The sequence below is a fragment of the Planococcus notacanthi genome, from assembly GCF_030407825.1.
In the GTDB taxonomy this organism is placed as follows: Bacteria; Bacillota; Bacilli; order Bacillales_A; family Planococcaceae; genus Planococcus; species Planococcus notacanthi.
Genome location: NZ_JASDCQ010000004.1, coordinates 239,328 through 256,222, shown reverse-complemented (window position 1 = coordinate 256,222; position 16,895 = coordinate 239,328). Strand labels below are relative to the sequence as shown.

Genomic DNA, 16,895 nt, shown 5'->3' with positions numbered 1-16,895 from the left:
CATTTTATTCATCCTTACCCGAAAAAAATGTCCTATTCAACCTCGAACCCCTACAGGTTATAATCGATTCAGGGGGAATTCTCATGAACTTAAAAAATTTGAAAACCTACGTGCCGGCAAAGCTCTATAAGCGCGGCCTTGATTATTTTGAGCAGAACTTTGTGGAGCAGTTGACAGAAGATGCGCCCAATCGCTGGCATGCGCGGGTAGCGGGAACCTGGGATTACGAAGTGTCGATCAATTTGACGAAAGATGGCACGATTGTGGGTTCTTACTGTACCTGTCCGTTCGAATCCGATTCGCTGTGCAAACATGAAGTGGCGGTGTGTCTGGCGATCCGAGAACATAAAAAAGAAAACGGTTCGTCTGCAGTGGATGTGCTGACGCAATTAAAGGCGCTGAAAAAAGCGGAGCTGTTGGAAATCCTCGAGGAGCTGGTGGAGAAACAGCCATCCGTCCACCTCTATTTGACAGAGAAACTCTCCGATTCGAGTGATATGAATGAGGAAAAGGCGCGTCGGATCATCCGGAAGTCGGTGAACCGAGCCAGCCGCAGCGGGTTTATCGAGTGGGGACGGACGGATCAGGCACTTGAAGGGGTGTGGGAAGTCCTCGAATATATAGATGGATTGAATTTGCAGCACGATGCCGAAAGGATTATCCGCCTCAGTTTGATTGTCATTGAGGAGTGTACGGGTATCCTGCAAATGGCGGACGATTCATCCGGGGGTATCAGCTCAGCGATTGACGAAAGCTTGGAGAAAATTGACGAAACGCTGGCGAAGTGGCCGGGAGAACTGGATGAAGCGACTGTCGATCGTATACTCGTCCTGCTCTATCCACATATCCTCTTCGCGCTGGAGCAGGACATCACAGAAGCGGCGAGTTATCTGGTGGAAGCGGTTCTGCAATGGAATGAAAGAGGCGATTTCACCGAAAAGCTATATAATTATATTGCTGATTTGATTGCCAGTGACGAGATGCAAAACAAGACATACGATTACACAGAAGAGCGGTTTCGCATGTACCAGCTGGTGATGTTGCAACAGCAAGGCAAGCAGGAAGTGGTCGAAGCATTTTACGTGAAGTTCCATCGCTATCCCGCAATCCGCAAATCACAGACCCTGCAGGCGCTGGTTGCGGGTGAATTTGAAAAAGTAATCCGGTTGTGTGAAGAGTCGGAAGGGCTGGATGCGAACCTCGCAGGACTTTTGCACGATTGGAAAAAGCTGCGTTTTGCAGCCTACGAAGGAATGGGCAGCACTGCGGAAATGATCGACCTCAGCTTTGAGTTTGCGCTGGAAGGGGAGGAAGAATATTACGTTAAGCTGAGAAGTTTGGTGGATGCGGAGCAATGGCCGGAGAAGCTGGAGGCGCTTCTTGCCGAGACGAAAAACAGCCCGCGGAGTCTGCCTTTGTATCTCAAAATTCTTATTGATGAAAATAGGTTGGAGGAGCTGTTGGATTATTGCCGGAAGGATGTCTCTGCAATCGGGCACCTGTATCCGCACCTGCTAGCTGATTATCCGCATGAAGTGAATGAAATCTATACGACTTATATTTACCGCCTGATTGAGCGGGCTTCCAACCGCAAGGCATACTGGACTGCCTGCCAAAGGATCAAAGCTTTCCAGCAGGCGCTGGGGGCTGGAGCTGCGGCGGGGCTGATTGAAGAGCTGAAGTTCATGTACCCGAAACGGAAAGCGTTATTGGATGAATTGGGGAAGATTGAGTAGCAATAATTGTTTGGCTCCCTGGGAAGTGAAATCGAATTATAAATAATAGAACCTAAAACCCAATATACTCTAATTTAGACACACAAAAAACCAAGTGCGTTAACACTCGGTTGGTGCAGTGGACGCCATATAAGAGCGGCTGCCCAAATTGAAGATGTTTTTAAGCAAAAGAGTAACCACCTACAATCCTGGCAGGGAGAAGGTGGTTGCTTTTTTGAGTTGATGGCAATTGCGAATATCGCCATCTTTCAACAAATATCGAAAACGATAATATTACGACTTAATGATTTCATTATGCGATTTCGTTATTATCTAAGAACCGTTGGATATAAGGTAATTATTATATTCTATGGGAAGCGAATTCTAATCTTATATAAGTTGAACTAAAGAAATAGCATTTTATATACCACTTCGACTCTGAGAAAAAACGCTAAAGATATGGAGTAAAACAGCGAAGACTCCTGCGGCTTAGCGAGACAACCGATACACCGCAGGGAGCGCAGCGGACGAGGAGGATTGGGCGCGAGCCCGCTGGAAAGCGTAGCTGTTTTACGGAATCTCGGCTCCTACAAATCATTAGTTCAACTTATATAGATATTAGAAAATTCTGTATTTACTTATATTGGAACTCACGTATAATGAAAATAAGGAAGTAAAAAGATAGCTCCTGCGCGAAACAGTTTCCTGCTTCCGACCAGAAATAAAATTCCTGAGAAAAGGCGGTATGTGTAATGATTGAAAATCAATTTTATTCACAAGAAAACCAAGGGCCTTACGAGATTTATGACTTAGGGGATTTTGAATTGGAAGAAGGGGGACGGATACCGGACTGCAAACTGGCTTATGCGACGCATGGAGAATTGAATGAACAAAAAAACAATGTTATTTTGATTCCCACCTGGTTTTCCGGCACCAGCAAAGACTACGAGACTTACATAGGTGAAGGAAGGGCACTGGATCCAACCAAGTACTTCATCATTGTGATCAACCAGATTGGAAACGGCCTCTCCAGTTCGCCGCATAATAGTCCTCATCCCATCGGTATGAGTGATTTTCCGAATGTCCGCATCGGGGATGATGTCATAGCGCAGCACCGGTTTATTACAGAAAAGTTCGGGATTGAAGAGCTGGCACTGGTGGTGGGCGGTTCGATGGGAGCCCAGCAAACCTATGAATGGGCGGTCAGATTTCCGGATATGGTGAAGCGAGCGGCGCCGATTGCCGGAACGGCGAAAAACACCATCCATGATTTCCTGTTTACACAGACGTTGATGGATGCGATCACATCCGATCCAGGATGGAATGGCGGAAACTACACCTCTAATACAGAAGTAGCGGACGGATTGAAGCGCCATGCCGATATATGGGCCGTGATGGGCTTCACTCCGGAATTTTTCAAAGAGGAAAAATGGGTCTTGTTCGGTGTGGAGACTGCGGAAGAACTGGTGCAAGGTTTCCTTGAGCCATTTTTCCAGATGATGGACCCCAATGCCTTATTGACGATGGCTTGGAAATGGCAGCGGGGTGACGTCAGCCGTTTGACTGAAGGGAATCTGGAAAAAGCACTAGGCCGCATTAAAGCCAAGGTGTATGTCATGCCGATTGATACCGATATGTTTTTCCCGCCGAGTGATTGTGAACCCGAACAACAGCTGATTCCGAACAGTGAGCTGAGAGTAATCAACAGCATTGCCGGCCATTTCGGTCTGTTCGGCGGCGAAGGGGAAGGGTATCACAGCCAGATTGATGGGCATTTGAAAGAATTGCTGGAGGTTTCTGTAGAAGAAGGTGTGCTTGAATAAGCTTCTTAGAGGGAATTCAAGCGCTGGAAGAGGAAAGTGAGACAAAGAAAGCAGTACGCGGCCGCGTACTGCTTTTTTCATTTGATTCACGTTTAAAATAACTCCTGCGCCAATAAACGGTAGACATCCAACCGTTTTTCCTGGGAATGCGGAATGCTGCAGATCATGGCTTCTTCAAAACCGTATTCAAGCTGCTCCCGCTGCAATTGATCGGCTACGTCTTTGGCGGAACCGACTAGATGGAGTTTGCGGCTTGCCTGGATCTGCATGCGGTCCATTTCCGAGAGCGCCGAGTTTTGTGCTTCTTCAGGTGTCATGAGGGGCATGATGCGTCCTTTCATCAGCATGAGGCGCGCAATGTCCTGCGGCAATGCTTCGTATTCTGCTTCTTCGGCTGTTTCAGCTGTTGTCACCAAATACGATACCGAGATTTCGGGTTTTTCCATGAAAGCGGAAGCCGTGAAATTTGCCCGGTAGGAATCTAAAATGTCTTTCGTCATGCCGCCGTTGAAGAATTGGGCAAACGAATAGCCGACACCCATTCGGCCAGCTTCCAGTGCACTGTTGCCGCTTGAACCGAGCAGCCAGGCTTCAGGTAATTGGATATGGGTTGGGGAAGCGATGGTTTTATTGTACATATTGTCTTCCGGCGTTTCGTCGTTGATCAGTTTCAGGGCCGTGTCGAATTTTCCGTACATATCGTCCGTCATGGTTCGGCGTCCTTGGGACAAGGCGTAGATGGAACTGTGGTCGCCGCCCGGAGCACGTCCCGCGCCGAAATCGATGCGGCCTGGCGCCAGTGCACTCAATGTTTTAAAGACCTCCGCAAGTTTCAAAGGCGAATAATGCATCATCATCACGCCGCCGGTGCCGATTCGGATCTTTTCCGTTTTGGCGCTTAGGTAAGCGGCAGTGACTTCGGGAGCGGAGCTGGAAAATGCGCCGGAGCCGTGATGCTCCGCCATCCACATCCGGCTGTAGCCTAATTTGTCGGCGAGAACCGCGAGTTCCACTGCTTTTTGCATAGCCGCTTCAGCCGTGTTTCCTGTCGTGACAGGCGCTTGGTCCAATACACTTAGTTTCATCTATCTAACTTCCTTTCGTTAACTGCAGGTTTGCATATAGAGGAGTATAGCAGTCCGGCATCTTGAAATCATGCGATCTGCCTTCCCGCTTTTTAGGCCGGAAATAAATAGAAAAACAGCTGTGCCGGAAACATTTCTGTTTCAAGCACAGCTGTTCTTAAGAATTCTGCAGCTCTATTACTTCTCCGCTTCCCGAGCGGCCTTCACACTATTCGGATCAAAGAAATTATCGACTAAATCATAAATGGTGATGAGTTCGTAAAGAATTTTGAATTCGGGCGGGAACAGGATGGGGTGCATGGCATCGCTTGTTGAGACGCCTTTGCTGTCTTCCCAAAAGAAGTCAGTGATGATTTTTAATTGCTGCTGATGCGTTTCTTGGTCGTATTCATTGGCATTCTGCAAGTCTTCCGCCAGCTCCGCAACGGCACGCATAATGATATTTCGCTCGGCTGGTGACCACTTGATGCTGTACAGCGGGATGCGAAGCAAAGCGTTCAAATGGAATTCCAGGTTGTGCAAAAACAGCAATTGCCTTTCTGCCATCTGGAGTTCTGTTTCCCGATTGCGTACCCATGGATAGATGCTGAAATCATCCCGGTGGTACTGAATCAATGTCTCGGTCTTTCTGATTTCCGTCGTCAGCCGTTTTACCAGCTCCTGATCTTTTTGGAGGTTCGCATCACCTTCAAAGAGGACTGTATGAAATGTGTGTTCCAAGAGTCTTCCTGCACGCCGGCTGATGCTCTCGATGTTTTTCAGAATGTCTGTCCGGTAGTTGGGCGGAAAAATGAGCATGTTTACCGCAGTGGATACAAGCAACCCGACAGTCGTTGTCCCCAAGCGAATGAAGAACGAGATCAGGACATGATCGTGAATGACTTCGACCATCGCGACCGCTGTTAATGTGGCAACCAGTAAGCCGGCATGCAGCTTCAGTTTGTAGCAAACTAATATGGTGAAAACAGCAGCAAGTGTATAGGTAATCGGGGAATTCCCGAAGAGTGTAATGAAAAGAACGGCGAATGCGGAACCAATTGCAGAAGCCGGGAACCGTACGAGCCCCTTTTTGATCGAATCGCTGACGGTCGGCTCAATCGTCACAATGGCCGTGATGACCGCAAAGACAGGCGGCCAGCCGAACCATAGACAAATAGTAGCCGTTAAAAATATGGCTATACCTGTTTTCAGAATTCGGCTGCCCTGGAAGGATCGTGCCATATATTTACCATCATCCTTTTTATGTAATTTTTTTAGCTGTAGTTTAGTATATCATCTACTTTTAAATAGACGCTACGACAATTTAAATTCAATGCGAAGACACATCCGCTGCAAGACGATTGCGGATGTGTCTTTTTAGTTAGGTGATTAACATATACTCAACCAATAAAATCGTGGAAATCCGGTGCCTGCCGTTTTCGAGTGGCTTGTTCATAAGCGTAGGCCAGTTCGATTAGACGCGGTTCGCTGAAAGCTTGTGCGCTGAACGTGACGCCGACCGGATGCCCGCTGCTGGTGTAGCCGACAGGAACGGTGATGGACGGATAGCCCGCTCTTGCCGGTTTGGCGGCGCCGCGGTTGTTTTGGAATAGCAGTGCATCCAGCTGGTGTTCTTTCATGACGAGGTCCAGTCCTTCGGTCGTGGAAGAACGCAAATCGATTTCTCGGTGTTCCATATACGTCGGATCAGTTGGATCGCCGCTTAAGGATTGTGCTTTTTCCAATTCCGCCTGGCCGAATTTCATGCGGCGCTCCGGATCTTGTTTATTGAACGCGATGACATCGGCCAGTGATTTGACCAGCACTTCGTCCGGCACGGTACGCAAATAGTCGTTGACGCCTCGCTTGAATTCATACCACAAAACGTTGGATTCGAATGTCTGTTGGGGAATCTTCACTTCTACGACAGTGGCACCAAGCAGCTTCATTTGTTCGATGGCTTCATCCATAATGGCGATTTCTTCCGGTTCTTCATTGTTCATATAGGAACGGTCAACGCCGATGCGGGCGCCTTTCAGACCGTCCGTTTTCAAATGCGGCGTGTAATCGGTCAATGCACGTCCAGCACTTCCAAGTGTTGCCGGATCCTGTTCGTCGACGCCGGTCATGGCGCCTAATAGAATCGCAGCATCCGCCACGGTACGTGCCATCGGTCCTGCGGTATCCTGGCTTTCAGCAATCGGGATGATGCGCGAGCGGCTGATGAGTCCGACCGTCGGTTTGATGCCGACGATGGAATTGGCGCTCGCCGGACTCAAAATCGATCCGGAAGTTTCAGTGCCGACACCGACAACCGCAAAATTCGAGGCGATGGCAGCGCCTGTCCCTGAACTCGATCCACCGACGTCTTCAGCTTTGAAAGTGCCGACTCCATAAGGGTTCAGCACTTGGCCGCCAAGTGAACTGTAGCCGCTCACGCCGTCTTTCGACATGAAATAAGCCCATTCGCTCATGTTCACTTTGCCGAGAATAATAGCGCCGGCATTGCGCAATTGTGCGGCAACAAAGGAATCCTCTTTGGCAAAGTTGTGCTCAAGTGCAATGGCGCCGGCCGTTGTTGGCATCCGGTCCGCCGTTTCAATATTGTCTTTCAGCAACACGGGAATGCCGTATAGCGGCCCTTGTCCATCCTGGCCGCGCAACTCATCAAGCTCAGCAGCGATTTTCAAGGCATCTGGATTAACAGTTAAGACGGAATTGATCTTCGGGCCGTTCCGGTCGAATGTTTCGATGCGGTCAAGGTAAGCCTGCACCAATTCGACTGAAGTCAGCTTGTTTTCCTGGAAAGCCTGTTGAATTTCTTCTATTGTCGCTTCGATTGGTTTAAAAGAGGTTGTCTTCATCTCTGGGCTCCTAACTGGTTATGGGAATAGAGTTAAGTGTACACCAATTCTTAATTTTAAATAAAGTCCTGGCTTAACCGGAATTCTATTCAGAGCCATTTCTTTTTTCTTAGAGATTTCAGTGTGTCCAACAAGGGGCGAATCGTTTGAGTTTGCGATGAGGGAAGAGTAATCTGAAAATAGAAACGAGAGGAGTGAAGGTGAATGAATAAAGCGATACCAGAAGTGACGTTGAACGATGGAACAACCTTGCCGGTTACGGGACTCGGTACATACGGACTGTGGGGCAACGTCGGGGCGAACGCAGTCAGCAGCGGTATCGATGCGGGTTACCGGTTGATCGACACCGCCTATAATTACGAGAACGAAGGCGCAGTCGGGGAAGGCATCAAACGAAGCGGCATTTCCCGCGAAGAACTGTGGGTGACGTCCAAGCTGCCGGGCCGTTACCATCATTACGACAAAGCGATGGTGGCGATTCAGGAATCTTTGTACCGTTCCAATCTGGATTATTTCGATCTCTATGTGATCCACTGGCCGCTTCCGAACCAAGATCTCTATGTAGAAGCGTGGCAAGCCTTAATTGATGCGCAGAAATGGGGTCTTGTCCGGTCAATCGGTGTCAGCAACTTCCTGCCGGAGCACCTGGAGCGCATTATTCAAGAGACCGGAGTGACGCCGAGTTTGAATCAGGTTGAATTGCATCCGTTCTTTAACCAGGAAGAACAGCGGCGCGTGCACGCAGAACACGGGATTCAAACGCAATCGTGGAGCCCCATTGCCAGAGCGGCAGACATTCTGTCGAATGACACGGTGCGCAAGATTGCCGAAATCCACAATATAACAGTCCCGCAGGTTGTGCTGCGCTGGCAATACCAGATCGGTTCTGTTTCGATTCCGCGCTCCACTTCTCCTCAGCGCCAGCGGGAAAACCTGGCCATTTTTGATTTTGCATTAAGCGAAGCCGAAATGGCTGACATTGCCAAATTGACCCGTCCGGATGGCCGGCTGTTTGGTATGGACCCGGCTACGCATGAAGAATTTTAAAATTAGACATTGGCCCGAACCTATCTTGGGTAATGAAAATCTTAGGCGAACAGACAATCCGTCCTGTAGCACTACACTGCACAAAACAGTTAAGTATATAAGCTGAACTAAAGAAGCTAACCTTTCACAGAGATATGGAGCAAAACAGTGCAGACGCTTGGGGGACCAAGCGAAGTATCGAGATCCACTCGGGCCTGAGCCCGAGTTAGCTCGGCGCGAGCCCTGGCAGCTGGCACCGCGACGTCCTGTTGCGCCAGCTGCATGCCCCGCATCCGGCGGGCCTGGAAGCGGAACTGTTTTGCTGAATATCGGCAGTGGGGGATAATTAGTTCGATATACAGCAATTGATTTTTTTACTGAAAATTCTAAATATGGTATTGACAGCGCTTTCTTTTACGTATAACTTATAGGTAACAAGTTAAAGATTGTGTTGGAGACCGAGAGATTCGCACATCAATGAGAACTTCTGACAAGGAGAGCTTTCATTGAGTGCGAATTTTTTTATGGCCTTTCAAACGGTTTTTGCTTTAAAACAGGAAAAAGGAGTGATAATTGATGTCGGAGTTTTTAGCAGAAGTGATCGGTACCATGATCCTGATTATTTTTGGTGCGGGTGTAGTCGCTGGCGTGGTATTGAAAGATTCCAAAGCTGAGAATGGTGGCTGGATCGTCATTACGATTGCTTGGGGATTGGCAGTAACGATGGGTGTTTATGCAGTCGGCGGTATTTCGGGAGCCCATTTAAATCCAGCGGTGACGCTTGGGTTTGCAGCAGTAGGGGATTTCCCATGGGCGAAAGTGCCGGTTTACATAGCAGCACAGCTTTTGGGGGCGATCATCGGGGCAACAATCGTCTTTTTGAATTACTTGCCGCATTGGAAACGGACAGAAGACCAAGGAGCAAAATTGGGCGTATTCGCCACGAGTCCTGCTGTGCGCAGTCCGTTCTCGAATTTGGTCAGTGAAATCATCGGGACTGCCGTTCTCGTGATGGGCTTATTGTTCATCGGTGCCAATGAATTCACGGAAGGCTTGAATCCGCTGATTGTCGGCGCATTGATTATTGCGATCGGGATGTCGCTCGGCGGCACGACGGGTTACGCCATCAACCCGGCACGTGACCTCGGACCGCGTATTGCGCATGCATTGCTGCCGATTCCAAACAAAGGCAGTTCAGACTGGAGCTATGCCTGGGTACCTGTAGTCGGGCCGATTTTCGGCGGTATCTATGGAGCCGTTTTCTACAAAGCCATGTTTACAGGAGACTTTAACCTGCTTTTCTGGGGACTCAGTGCAATTATGGCCTTGATATTAGTCGGAGCGGCTAACGCAGAACTGAAGAAAGGCCATACAGTGGCCAATGAAATTGAAGACACTTTAGTGGAAGATACCGAAGTGACGAAAGTCCGTTCATAAAACATCTGAGGAGGAATAGAGAATGAGCAAAGATTACATTTTGTCGATCGACCAAGGAACAACGAGTTCACGTGCGGTATTGTTTAACCATAAAGGGGAAATTGTCGAAACGGCACAACAGGAATTTGAACAGTTCTTCCCGAAACCAGGCTGGGTAGAGCACGATGCCAACGAAATCTGGACGTCTGTTTTAGCTTGTATGGCGGGTGTATTGCGGAAAGCGGATGTGGACCCGGACCAGATTGCAGGAATCGGAATTACGAACCAACGCGAGACGGCTGTCGTTTGGGACCGTAATACCGGAAAGCCGATCTATAAAGCGATTGTCTGGCAGTCGCGCCAGACAGGTGACATCTGTAAAGAGCTGAAGGAACAAGGACATGAACAATTGTTCCGCAAGAAAACCGGTCTTCTGATTGATGCCTATTTCTCCGGGACGAAAGTCAAATGGATTCTGGACAATGTGGAAGGGGCGCGGGAAAAAGCGGACAACGGCGATTTGATGTTCGGGACCGTCGATTCCTGGCTTGTCTACAAGTTATCAGGCGGAAAAACCCATGTGACCGATTACAGCAACGCTTCGCGTACCTTGATGTACAATATCTACGATTTGGAATGGGATCAGGAACTTCTGGACATCCTGACCGTGCCGAAGAGTATGCTGCCGGAAGTCCGCCAGTCTTCAGAAGTTTACGCGCATACCATTGACTACCATTTCTTCGGACAGGAAGTGCCGATTGCCGGGATTGCCGGTGACCAGCAAGCTGCTTTGTTCGGACAAGCTTGCTTCGAGAAAGGCATGGCGAAAAACACGTATGGCACAGGATGCTTTATGCTGATGAATACTGGCGAAGAAGGCGTGGTTTCGGAGCACGGCCTATTGACTACTTTGGCTTGGGGTGTTGACGGCAAAGTGGAATATGCGTTGGAAGGCAGTATCTTCGTTGCCGGTTCCGCCATTCAATGGCTGCGTGACGGTTTGAAGATTCTGGACACTGCACCGGAAAGTGAAGCGTATGCCACGTCAGTCGAATCGACGGACGGCGTCTACATGGTGCCGGCGTTTGTCGGCCTCGGAACTCCTTACTGGGATACAGATGCCCGCGGCGCCATTTTCGGCTTGACGCGCGGTACGACGAAAGCACATTTTATCCGTGCGACACTTGAATCACTAGCCTACCAGACAAAAGATGTTGTGGATGTCATGATCAAAGATGCCGGCATTGAACTGAAAACCTTGCGTGTAGACGGCGGGGCGGTGTCGAATGATTTCCTGATGCAATTCCAAAGCGACATTCTGGATGTGCCGGTTGAGCGTCCGGTCATTCAGGAAACGACAGCACTGGGGGCAGCTTACCTGGCCGGACTCGCAGTCGGTTTCTGGAAAGACAAAGAAGAGATCGCCAAGCAATGGCAAATCGACAAGACCTTTACACGCGATATGCCAACTGAACAAAGCGAGCATCTATACGATGGCTGGACACAAGCAGTAGCGGCGACAAGAACATTCAAACAAGAAGCGAAGAAAGCGCCGATTGTCCTGTAACGGCTAGAGTATTCACGTCGTTTTGCGTTACCTATAAAGTGCTATGTTAAATGAAAAATGCCCATCCGATTTTCCGGATGGGCATTTCTTGTTGGAGCACACAGTGCCTAAGTTTTAAACGTATTACTTATATAAGCGATGCTACGAAAATAAGGTTTTCTAATATTCCCCGTATAACGCCGTCCACGTATTCGTGCCGACTATGCCGTCGACTTTCAAGCCTTTGTCGGCCTGGTATTGGCGGACGTTCTTATTGGTTTCGGGTCCAAAGATTCCATCAACCGTTGTTGTTAGTCCATATTCATTCAATGTCCATTGGAGAAGTTCTACTTCAATGCGCGCACTTCCCTGACGCAGGATAAACTGATGCTCCGGTGCAATATCCATTAAGTTCCGGAGTTCGGCGGGCAGTTCTCCTTCTGGGTCTGCAGGTTTATCATGTTCTCCGTACAGTGCGGCCCACGTATTCGTACCGACAACGCCATCAACTCTCAAGCCTTTATCGGCCTGGTATTGGCGGACGTTTTTTTCTGTTTGAGGCCCAAAGATGCCATCAACCGCGGTTTCGAGTCCGTAATGATCCAACGTCCATTGGAGAAGCTCCACTTCAATGCGTTCACTTCCGTTGCGCAAAATAAACTGATGCTCCGGGGTGATGTCCATTAAATTCTCAAGGTTGGCTGGCAGTTTGTCTTCGGTGACTGCAGCTGCATGGCTTGTAGCTTCCGCCGGTTGGAAAGTGAGGGGAGAGGCAACCAATAACCCAAATGCCAGCAACGTTGGAATCCATTTCTTCTTCACGGCTGATTCCTCCAGAATTTGTATTTGCCTCCTGTGTACCCAGTTTATTTTTAAAGAAAACCAGTATTCAGCCCGTTAAGGAAATAAATCTATTGATGCCCTTTGAAAATTCTTGCTTCGTCATTGTTCTCGTGCAAACTTACTCTCCGACCATTCCATCGTGATCATTGTCCCGCATGTATGGATATAACCAATGATCACTCATAATGGGCATGCTGAAACCGGCTGCTTTTGCTTCTTTGATTGTCACCTGCCCATTGCCGTTTGTATCAACGCTGGATACGTCTCCGCCTGTATCTGCAGGGGCTGACTCGGCAGGTTCACTGTTTGTGGCTGCACTGAATGAAGCATCAGGCTCACTGTCTGTTAAACCGAGAGAGGCGTTTATTTCATCCGGGTTCGCGTTGTCAAATGCATCGACGACTTGGTTCCCTTTGATCGTATAGCTGTATTGATAGCTTGAAGGGATCTGCGTTTCAGTATCGGGATAGGTGATGATGGCTTCAAAATTCGTTGCTCCGCCTGCGTCACGGATGCTGTCTTCCATATAAGCTTGATCCCCGTGCCGATTGAGCGTACTTTCTTGCGGGGTAATATTGTAGGCATTCGACACTCCTCCAAGAGAATCAGCAATGACATGCCCTTCATCCAAGATGTCGCTTTCGACGCCAGGAACCTTTGCCTCATCCGAATAATACCTGCCGGATGATAAGACCGGTTCGCTGCTGTCATCCTGTACAATGATTTCCGCAGCAACGACACGCTCCAGTTGCCCGTGTTCATTGGTAAAGGCCCAATATTCACGGTCTCCATATCCAATGTCAACGACAATGTTGGCTTCACGGTACCCAGACACATCACCGCCATCCACTTCGATCAGCTCGTATCCTGCGAACCGTTCATTTTTTTGCTGGGCTTCTTCTTCAGCTTTTTTCTTTTTCGCTGCCAGTTCCTGTGCTTCTTTCTCTTTCACAAGTTTCTCGGCCGCTGCTTTTTCTTCAGCTTCTTTCTTCGCTGCCAGTTCCTGCGCTTCTTTCTCTTTCGCCAGCTCCTCAGCTGCCGCTTTTTCTTCGGCTTCTTTTTCAGCTGCCAGGCGTGCTTCTTCCTTTTCTTCTGCAGCCTGGATCTCGGCTTCTTCCAGGGCAATGCGTTGTTCTTCAGCTTCTTTTTCTTTCTGTGCTTCCATTTGTTCACTTTCGACGCCAGCCGCCGTATCGACTTCGTCTGCTGTAAAGGCGACTCCAACGCCAGAACCAATTATTACTGCGAATGAAAGAGCAGCCGCAAGACCAGCCTGCTTAACAGTTAACCCTTTTTTGAACAAAGCACTGACGAGCAGCAAAACAATACTCGCAGCGAAAGCCAATAAGGCAACCAATATCAATAAAACAAATACCACATCCATTTAATATGTCCCCCCTGATTTTTCTCATTCTAGATCTATATTGCTATTTTCCAAAGGTGAATATAACACGATTTAGAAGGTAAATACTAGGGTGTGGTAATTTTTTGTATGGAAATATTTAGTTTCAAGGATTTATTCATGCATTCGCTTTAATAAAATCTGAAGCTCTGGGCGGGTTTCTGTATTTTTAAATTATGGCGACAGACAAATTACACTAACGTAACTAAATAGTTTTAGCTTAGGAGAAGTAGGTGACGTCGGTTTGTAATTACTGATAGAAGGGATTGTGTGGAGATTTTGGATTGATGGAGTCTATATATGGAATGAATTAGAGAAGAAGTCATGAATACTGAAACATTCAAACATGCACCCAGTTTTTTAATTAAACTGGGTGCATGTTTTGACTTAAAATGGACTGTTCTACTCGGCCTATTTAGCGATACAATAAATGGTAGAATCTTTATCTTTTTTACATGCGGGAGGCAGCTATGAAAATTCAAGCAGTGGTTGTAAATGGTCAAAAAATAATTCCATCCATAGAAGTCGGGCTTCAAAAGCAGAAGGTCATTGGCATTCAGACGAATGTCCAGCGCAAGAAAATCCTGCTGGCTGAATTGGCCGAGCAGCCGGATACGTACGTGTCGCTTGTTGAGCAGGGCGAGTACAAGCGCCTTACGGTGGAAGAGTTGCTGCGTTTTATGAAAAATATCAGTGGACATGACAAACCAGTTGGCACGATGCTACGCCTGTTTCAGCTAGAGGATCTGAGGAAGATGAAAATTAACCATTTACCTTCGTCGAAACAAATCTATTTGTCACTGCTTCGCATTTATTACGCACACCAGCAAACAATTGTATTAGAAGAACCGTATTTCCAGTTGGAAGAACAGGAGAGGCTTGTGTTTGCGCGATTGCTGCAGGAGCTTTCAGCAGAAAAACGAAGCATTATCCTCACGTCCAATCTGGAAGATGCGCTCATCAGCTGCGATGAAATTTTCCGTTTAGATAACGCCGGACTGCATCAGCTGGATTTTGCCGATTCAGACAGTGAGCCGCCAGTGCAGGAAGAGATTGAGGAAGCGGAATTTAAGGTTCAAAAGATCCCGACAAAAAAGAACGACAAAGTTATTTTGTTCAATCCTCCGGAAATTGATTACATTGAAAGCATCAACAGTATGGCCGTGGTACATGTCGGAGGCGAAACCTATAGTTGTGCACTGACTTTGGCCGAGTTGGAAGAGCGTCTTCAACATTACGGCTTTTTCCGTTGCCACCGGTCGTATATCGTCAATCTGCAAAAAGTGCGGGAATTGATCACTTGGACGAAAAATAGCTATAGCCTGCGCCTGACAACTGGCCAGGATTCGGTCGTGCCGCTGTCACGGACTAAATTAGTGGAGTTGAAAAAGCTTCTGAACATTTAAATTTCCCAGGAAATAATTGGTCAAACCGGCGCTTTCGGGGTACAGTTCAGCCGGAATAGGGTACATTTTAGCCTGATTTGGAGGTGTTCTTCTCTTTTTCTTTATATGCTTATGCTATCAACGAAAGGGAGTGGGACACATGAACACAATTTCCGTCCAAAACATTCAAAAATCATTCGCTGGCAAACCGGCATTAAAAGATGTCTCATTTGATATTCCGAAAGGAGAGATTTTTGGTTTCCTGGGGCCGAGTGGTTCCGGCAAAACGACCCTGCTGAAAATTTTGACTGCACAACTGGATCCGACAAGTGGAAGTGCAACCGTGCTGGATAAGCCAGCCAAACTGATGCAAAAAACCGATCAAAAAAGACGCTTCGGCATTTTGACCGATAACAGTGGATTATATGAACGGCTAACGATTGAGGAAAACCTGGAACTGTTTCGCGGCTTGTACGACTTGCCGAAATCATCCATTGATAAAGTACTCAATTTCGTCAATTTGACTGCCGACCGCAAGAAGCGGATCAGTGTCCTGTCAAAAGGGATGCGCCAACGCGTCACCTTGGCCTGTGCCATCATCCACGAACCGGAAATGCTGTTCCTGGATGAACCGACGTCTGCGCTGGATCCGGTGAATACAGCACATATCCATAAAGGGTTGCGCTATTTGAATGAAAACGGCACAACTATCTTTTTGACGACACATGACATGACCGAAGCGGAAACGCTGTGTGAACGGGTAGCGATTTTGCACAAAGGTGAAATCCGCGCAATCGGTGCGCCCGCTGAACTTAAAAAGACCCACCGCGACGGCACGCTGACAGTGGAATTGACATCTGGCCAGAGCGAGCGGCTGCCGATGAACGAAAATTCGGCAACCCAGGTTGCCAACTGGATGAGCCAAGGCCAAATTGATCGCATCTACACAAATGAGCTAAGTTTAGGCGATATTTTCATTAAACTGACAGGGAGTGAATTGGTATGAACGTGTCATTGAAACGGATCCAAGCCATAATAGTCAAAGATTATAAAGAGTTTTCCAGAAACTATGCAATTTCAGTCATGATCTTATTCCCCTTGCTTTTTGCCTTTATGTACCGTTCAGACGGTGCTGAACAAGCCACTATGTACGCGTTTGTCATAAACTTTTCGTTGGCTATGCTCACCAGTTTTGTCCAGGCTTGTTTGATTGCTGAGGAGAAAGAACGCAACACGCTGCGTTCGCTGATGATGACACCGGCTTCTATGCTGGACGTGCTGATTGGGAAAAGCGCACTTGTATTCATCATTTCTGCGGCAGTGCTGGCGCTGTCGACATACATTTTCGGTTACGATACTTCGAATATGATGGTGCTAGTGGCGGCGATCGGCATTTCCATTCTGCTTTATACGGCAGTCGGGACCATTTGTGGTTTGTATTCAAAAACTTTGATTGAAGCGTCCCTTTCGATTTTCCCGGTATTGATCATCTTTACCATGGGGCCATTCGCTTTGGTATTTGAAGAAGATTACCCGTTTGTGAAAGTCCTGCGCTATTTACCGAGCAGCCAATTGAGTGAATTGGTGGCTGCTTTGGAAATCGGGGCGGCGACCAATGAACTGGTTATGCCTTTGGTTATTATTTCCATCTGGGCAATTGTGTTGACAGTGATTTCGTTTGTCCTGTATAAAAAACGTTTGATGGATCGTTAAAGAAATGAAGAAAGCCACTATCTGAGGTTTTTTCTGTTATAGTCTCACACCCGCAACCTTCTTGTTGCGGGTGTGTTTTTTATATTCGCCTTCCTCAT

The 16,895-nt window shown here is 47.9% G+C and carries 13 protein-coding genes; 8 read left to right on the top strand and 5 right to left on the bottom strand.

The window, feature by feature from the left end:
• Positions 1–83: 83 nt before the first annotated feature.
• Both QMA01_RS14595 and QMA01_RS14590 read left to right on the top strand, forming a co-directional pair.
• Complete coding sequence (locus tag QMA01_RS14595) at positions 84–1,736, top strand: SWIM zinc finger family protein (protein WP_290215334.1); 1,653 nt, start codon at positions 84–86, stop codon at positions 1,734–1,736.
• Positions 1,737–2,467: 731 nt separating this feature from the next.
• Positions 2,468–3,538 (top strand): alpha/beta fold hydrolase, encoded by a 1,071-nt coding sequence (locus QMA01_RS14590; protein WP_290215333.1) that lies wholly within the window; start codon positions 2,468–2,470, stop codon positions 3,536–3,538.
• 92 nt (positions 3,539–3,630) lie between these two features.
• Here QMA01_RS14590 and QMA01_RS14585 read toward each other — a convergent pair whose 3' ends face one another.
• The 3 genes from QMA01_RS14585 to QMA01_RS14575 all read right to left on the bottom strand — a co-directional run bounded on the left by QMA01_RS14585 (position 3,631) and on the right by QMA01_RS14575 (position 7,466).
• Positions 3,631–4,623 (bottom strand): MsnO8 family LLM class oxidoreductase, encoded by a 993-nt coding sequence (locus QMA01_RS14585; RefSeq protein ID WP_290215332.1) that lies wholly within the window; start codon positions 4,621–4,623, stop codon positions 3,631–3,633.
• 177 nt (positions 4,624–4,800) lie between these two features.
• Entirely contained in the window at positions 4,801–5,844 is a 1,044-nt protein-coding gene (locus tag QMA01_RS14580) for an aromatic acid exporter family protein (protein WP_290185512.1), read from the bottom strand.
• Between the two features lie 158 nt (positions 5,845–6,002).
• Positions 6,003–7,466, bottom strand: a complete 1,464-nt coding sequence (locus QMA01_RS14575) for an amidase family protein (RefSeq protein ID WP_290215331.1) — start codon at positions 7,464–7,466, stop codon at positions 6,003–6,005.
• 204 nt (positions 7,467–7,670) lie between these two features.
• On the opposite strand from QMA01_RS14575, the gene QMA01_RS14570 reads away from it, so the two are divergent.
• The 3 genes from QMA01_RS14570 (at position 7,671) to glpK (ending at position 11,475) form a co-directional block, all read left to right on the top strand.
• Positions 7,671–8,513, top strand: a complete 843-nt coding sequence (locus tag QMA01_RS14570) for an aldo/keto reductase (protein WP_290215330.1) — start codon at positions 7,671–7,673, stop codon at positions 8,511–8,513.
• A gap of 555 nt (positions 8,514–9,068) precedes the next feature.
• On the top strand, positions 9,069–9,929 hold the full coding sequence (locus QMA01_RS14565) for an MIP/aquaporin family protein (RefSeq protein ID WP_290215329.1): 861 nt from the start codon (positions 9,069–9,071) through the stop codon (positions 9,927–9,929).
• A 22-nt stretch (positions 9,930–9,951) separates the two neighbouring features.
• A complete protein-coding gene (glpK, locus tag QMA01_RS14560) occupies positions 9,952–11,475 on the top strand; it encodes a glycerol kinase GlpK (RefSeq protein WP_290215328.1) in 1,524 nt (507 codons plus the stop codon).
• A gap of 159 nt (positions 11,476–11,634) precedes the next feature.
• On the opposite strand, the gene QMA01_RS14555 is transcribed toward glpK, so the two are convergent.
• Together QMA01_RS14555 and QMA01_RS14550 are read right to left on the bottom strand one after the other, a co-directional pair.
• Positions 11,635–12,276 (bottom strand): peptidoglycan-binding domain-containing protein, encoded by a 642-nt coding sequence (locus QMA01_RS14555; RefSeq protein ID WP_290215327.1) that lies wholly within the window; start codon positions 12,274–12,276, stop codon positions 11,635–11,637.
• Positions 12,277–12,415: 139 nt separating this feature from the next.
• Entirely contained in the window at positions 12,416–13,297 is an 882-nt protein-coding gene (locus QMA01_RS14550; RefSeq protein ID WP_422766036.1) for a DNA/RNA non-specific endonuclease, read from the bottom strand.
• Between the two features lie 872 nt (positions 13,298–14,169).
• Between QMA01_RS14550 and QMA01_RS14545 the strand changes: the two genes are divergently transcribed.
• From QMA01_RS14545 to QMA01_RS14535, 3 genes are all read left to right on the top strand, one after another.
• Positions 14,170–15,105, top strand: a complete 936-nt coding sequence (locus QMA01_RS14545) for a LytTR family transcriptional regulator DNA-binding domain-containing protein (RefSeq protein WP_290215326.1) — start codon at positions 14,170–14,172, stop codon at positions 15,103–15,105.
• A 139-nt stretch (positions 15,106–15,244) separates the two neighbouring features.
• Positions 15,245–16,090: an ABC transporter ATP-binding protein gene (locus tag QMA01_RS14540; RefSeq protein ID WP_290215325.1), complete on the top strand. Its 846-nt coding sequence runs from the start codon at positions 15,245–15,247 to the stop codon at positions 16,088–16,090.
• Positions 16,087–16,797 (top strand): ABC transporter permease, encoded by a 711-nt coding sequence (locus QMA01_RS14535; RefSeq protein ID WP_290215324.1) that lies wholly within the window; start codon positions 16,087–16,089, stop codon positions 16,795–16,797. Before QMA01_RS14540 ends, QMA01_RS14535 begins: the two co-directional genes overlap by 4 nt.
• The last annotated feature ends 98 nt before the right edge of the window (positions 16,798–16,895 follow it).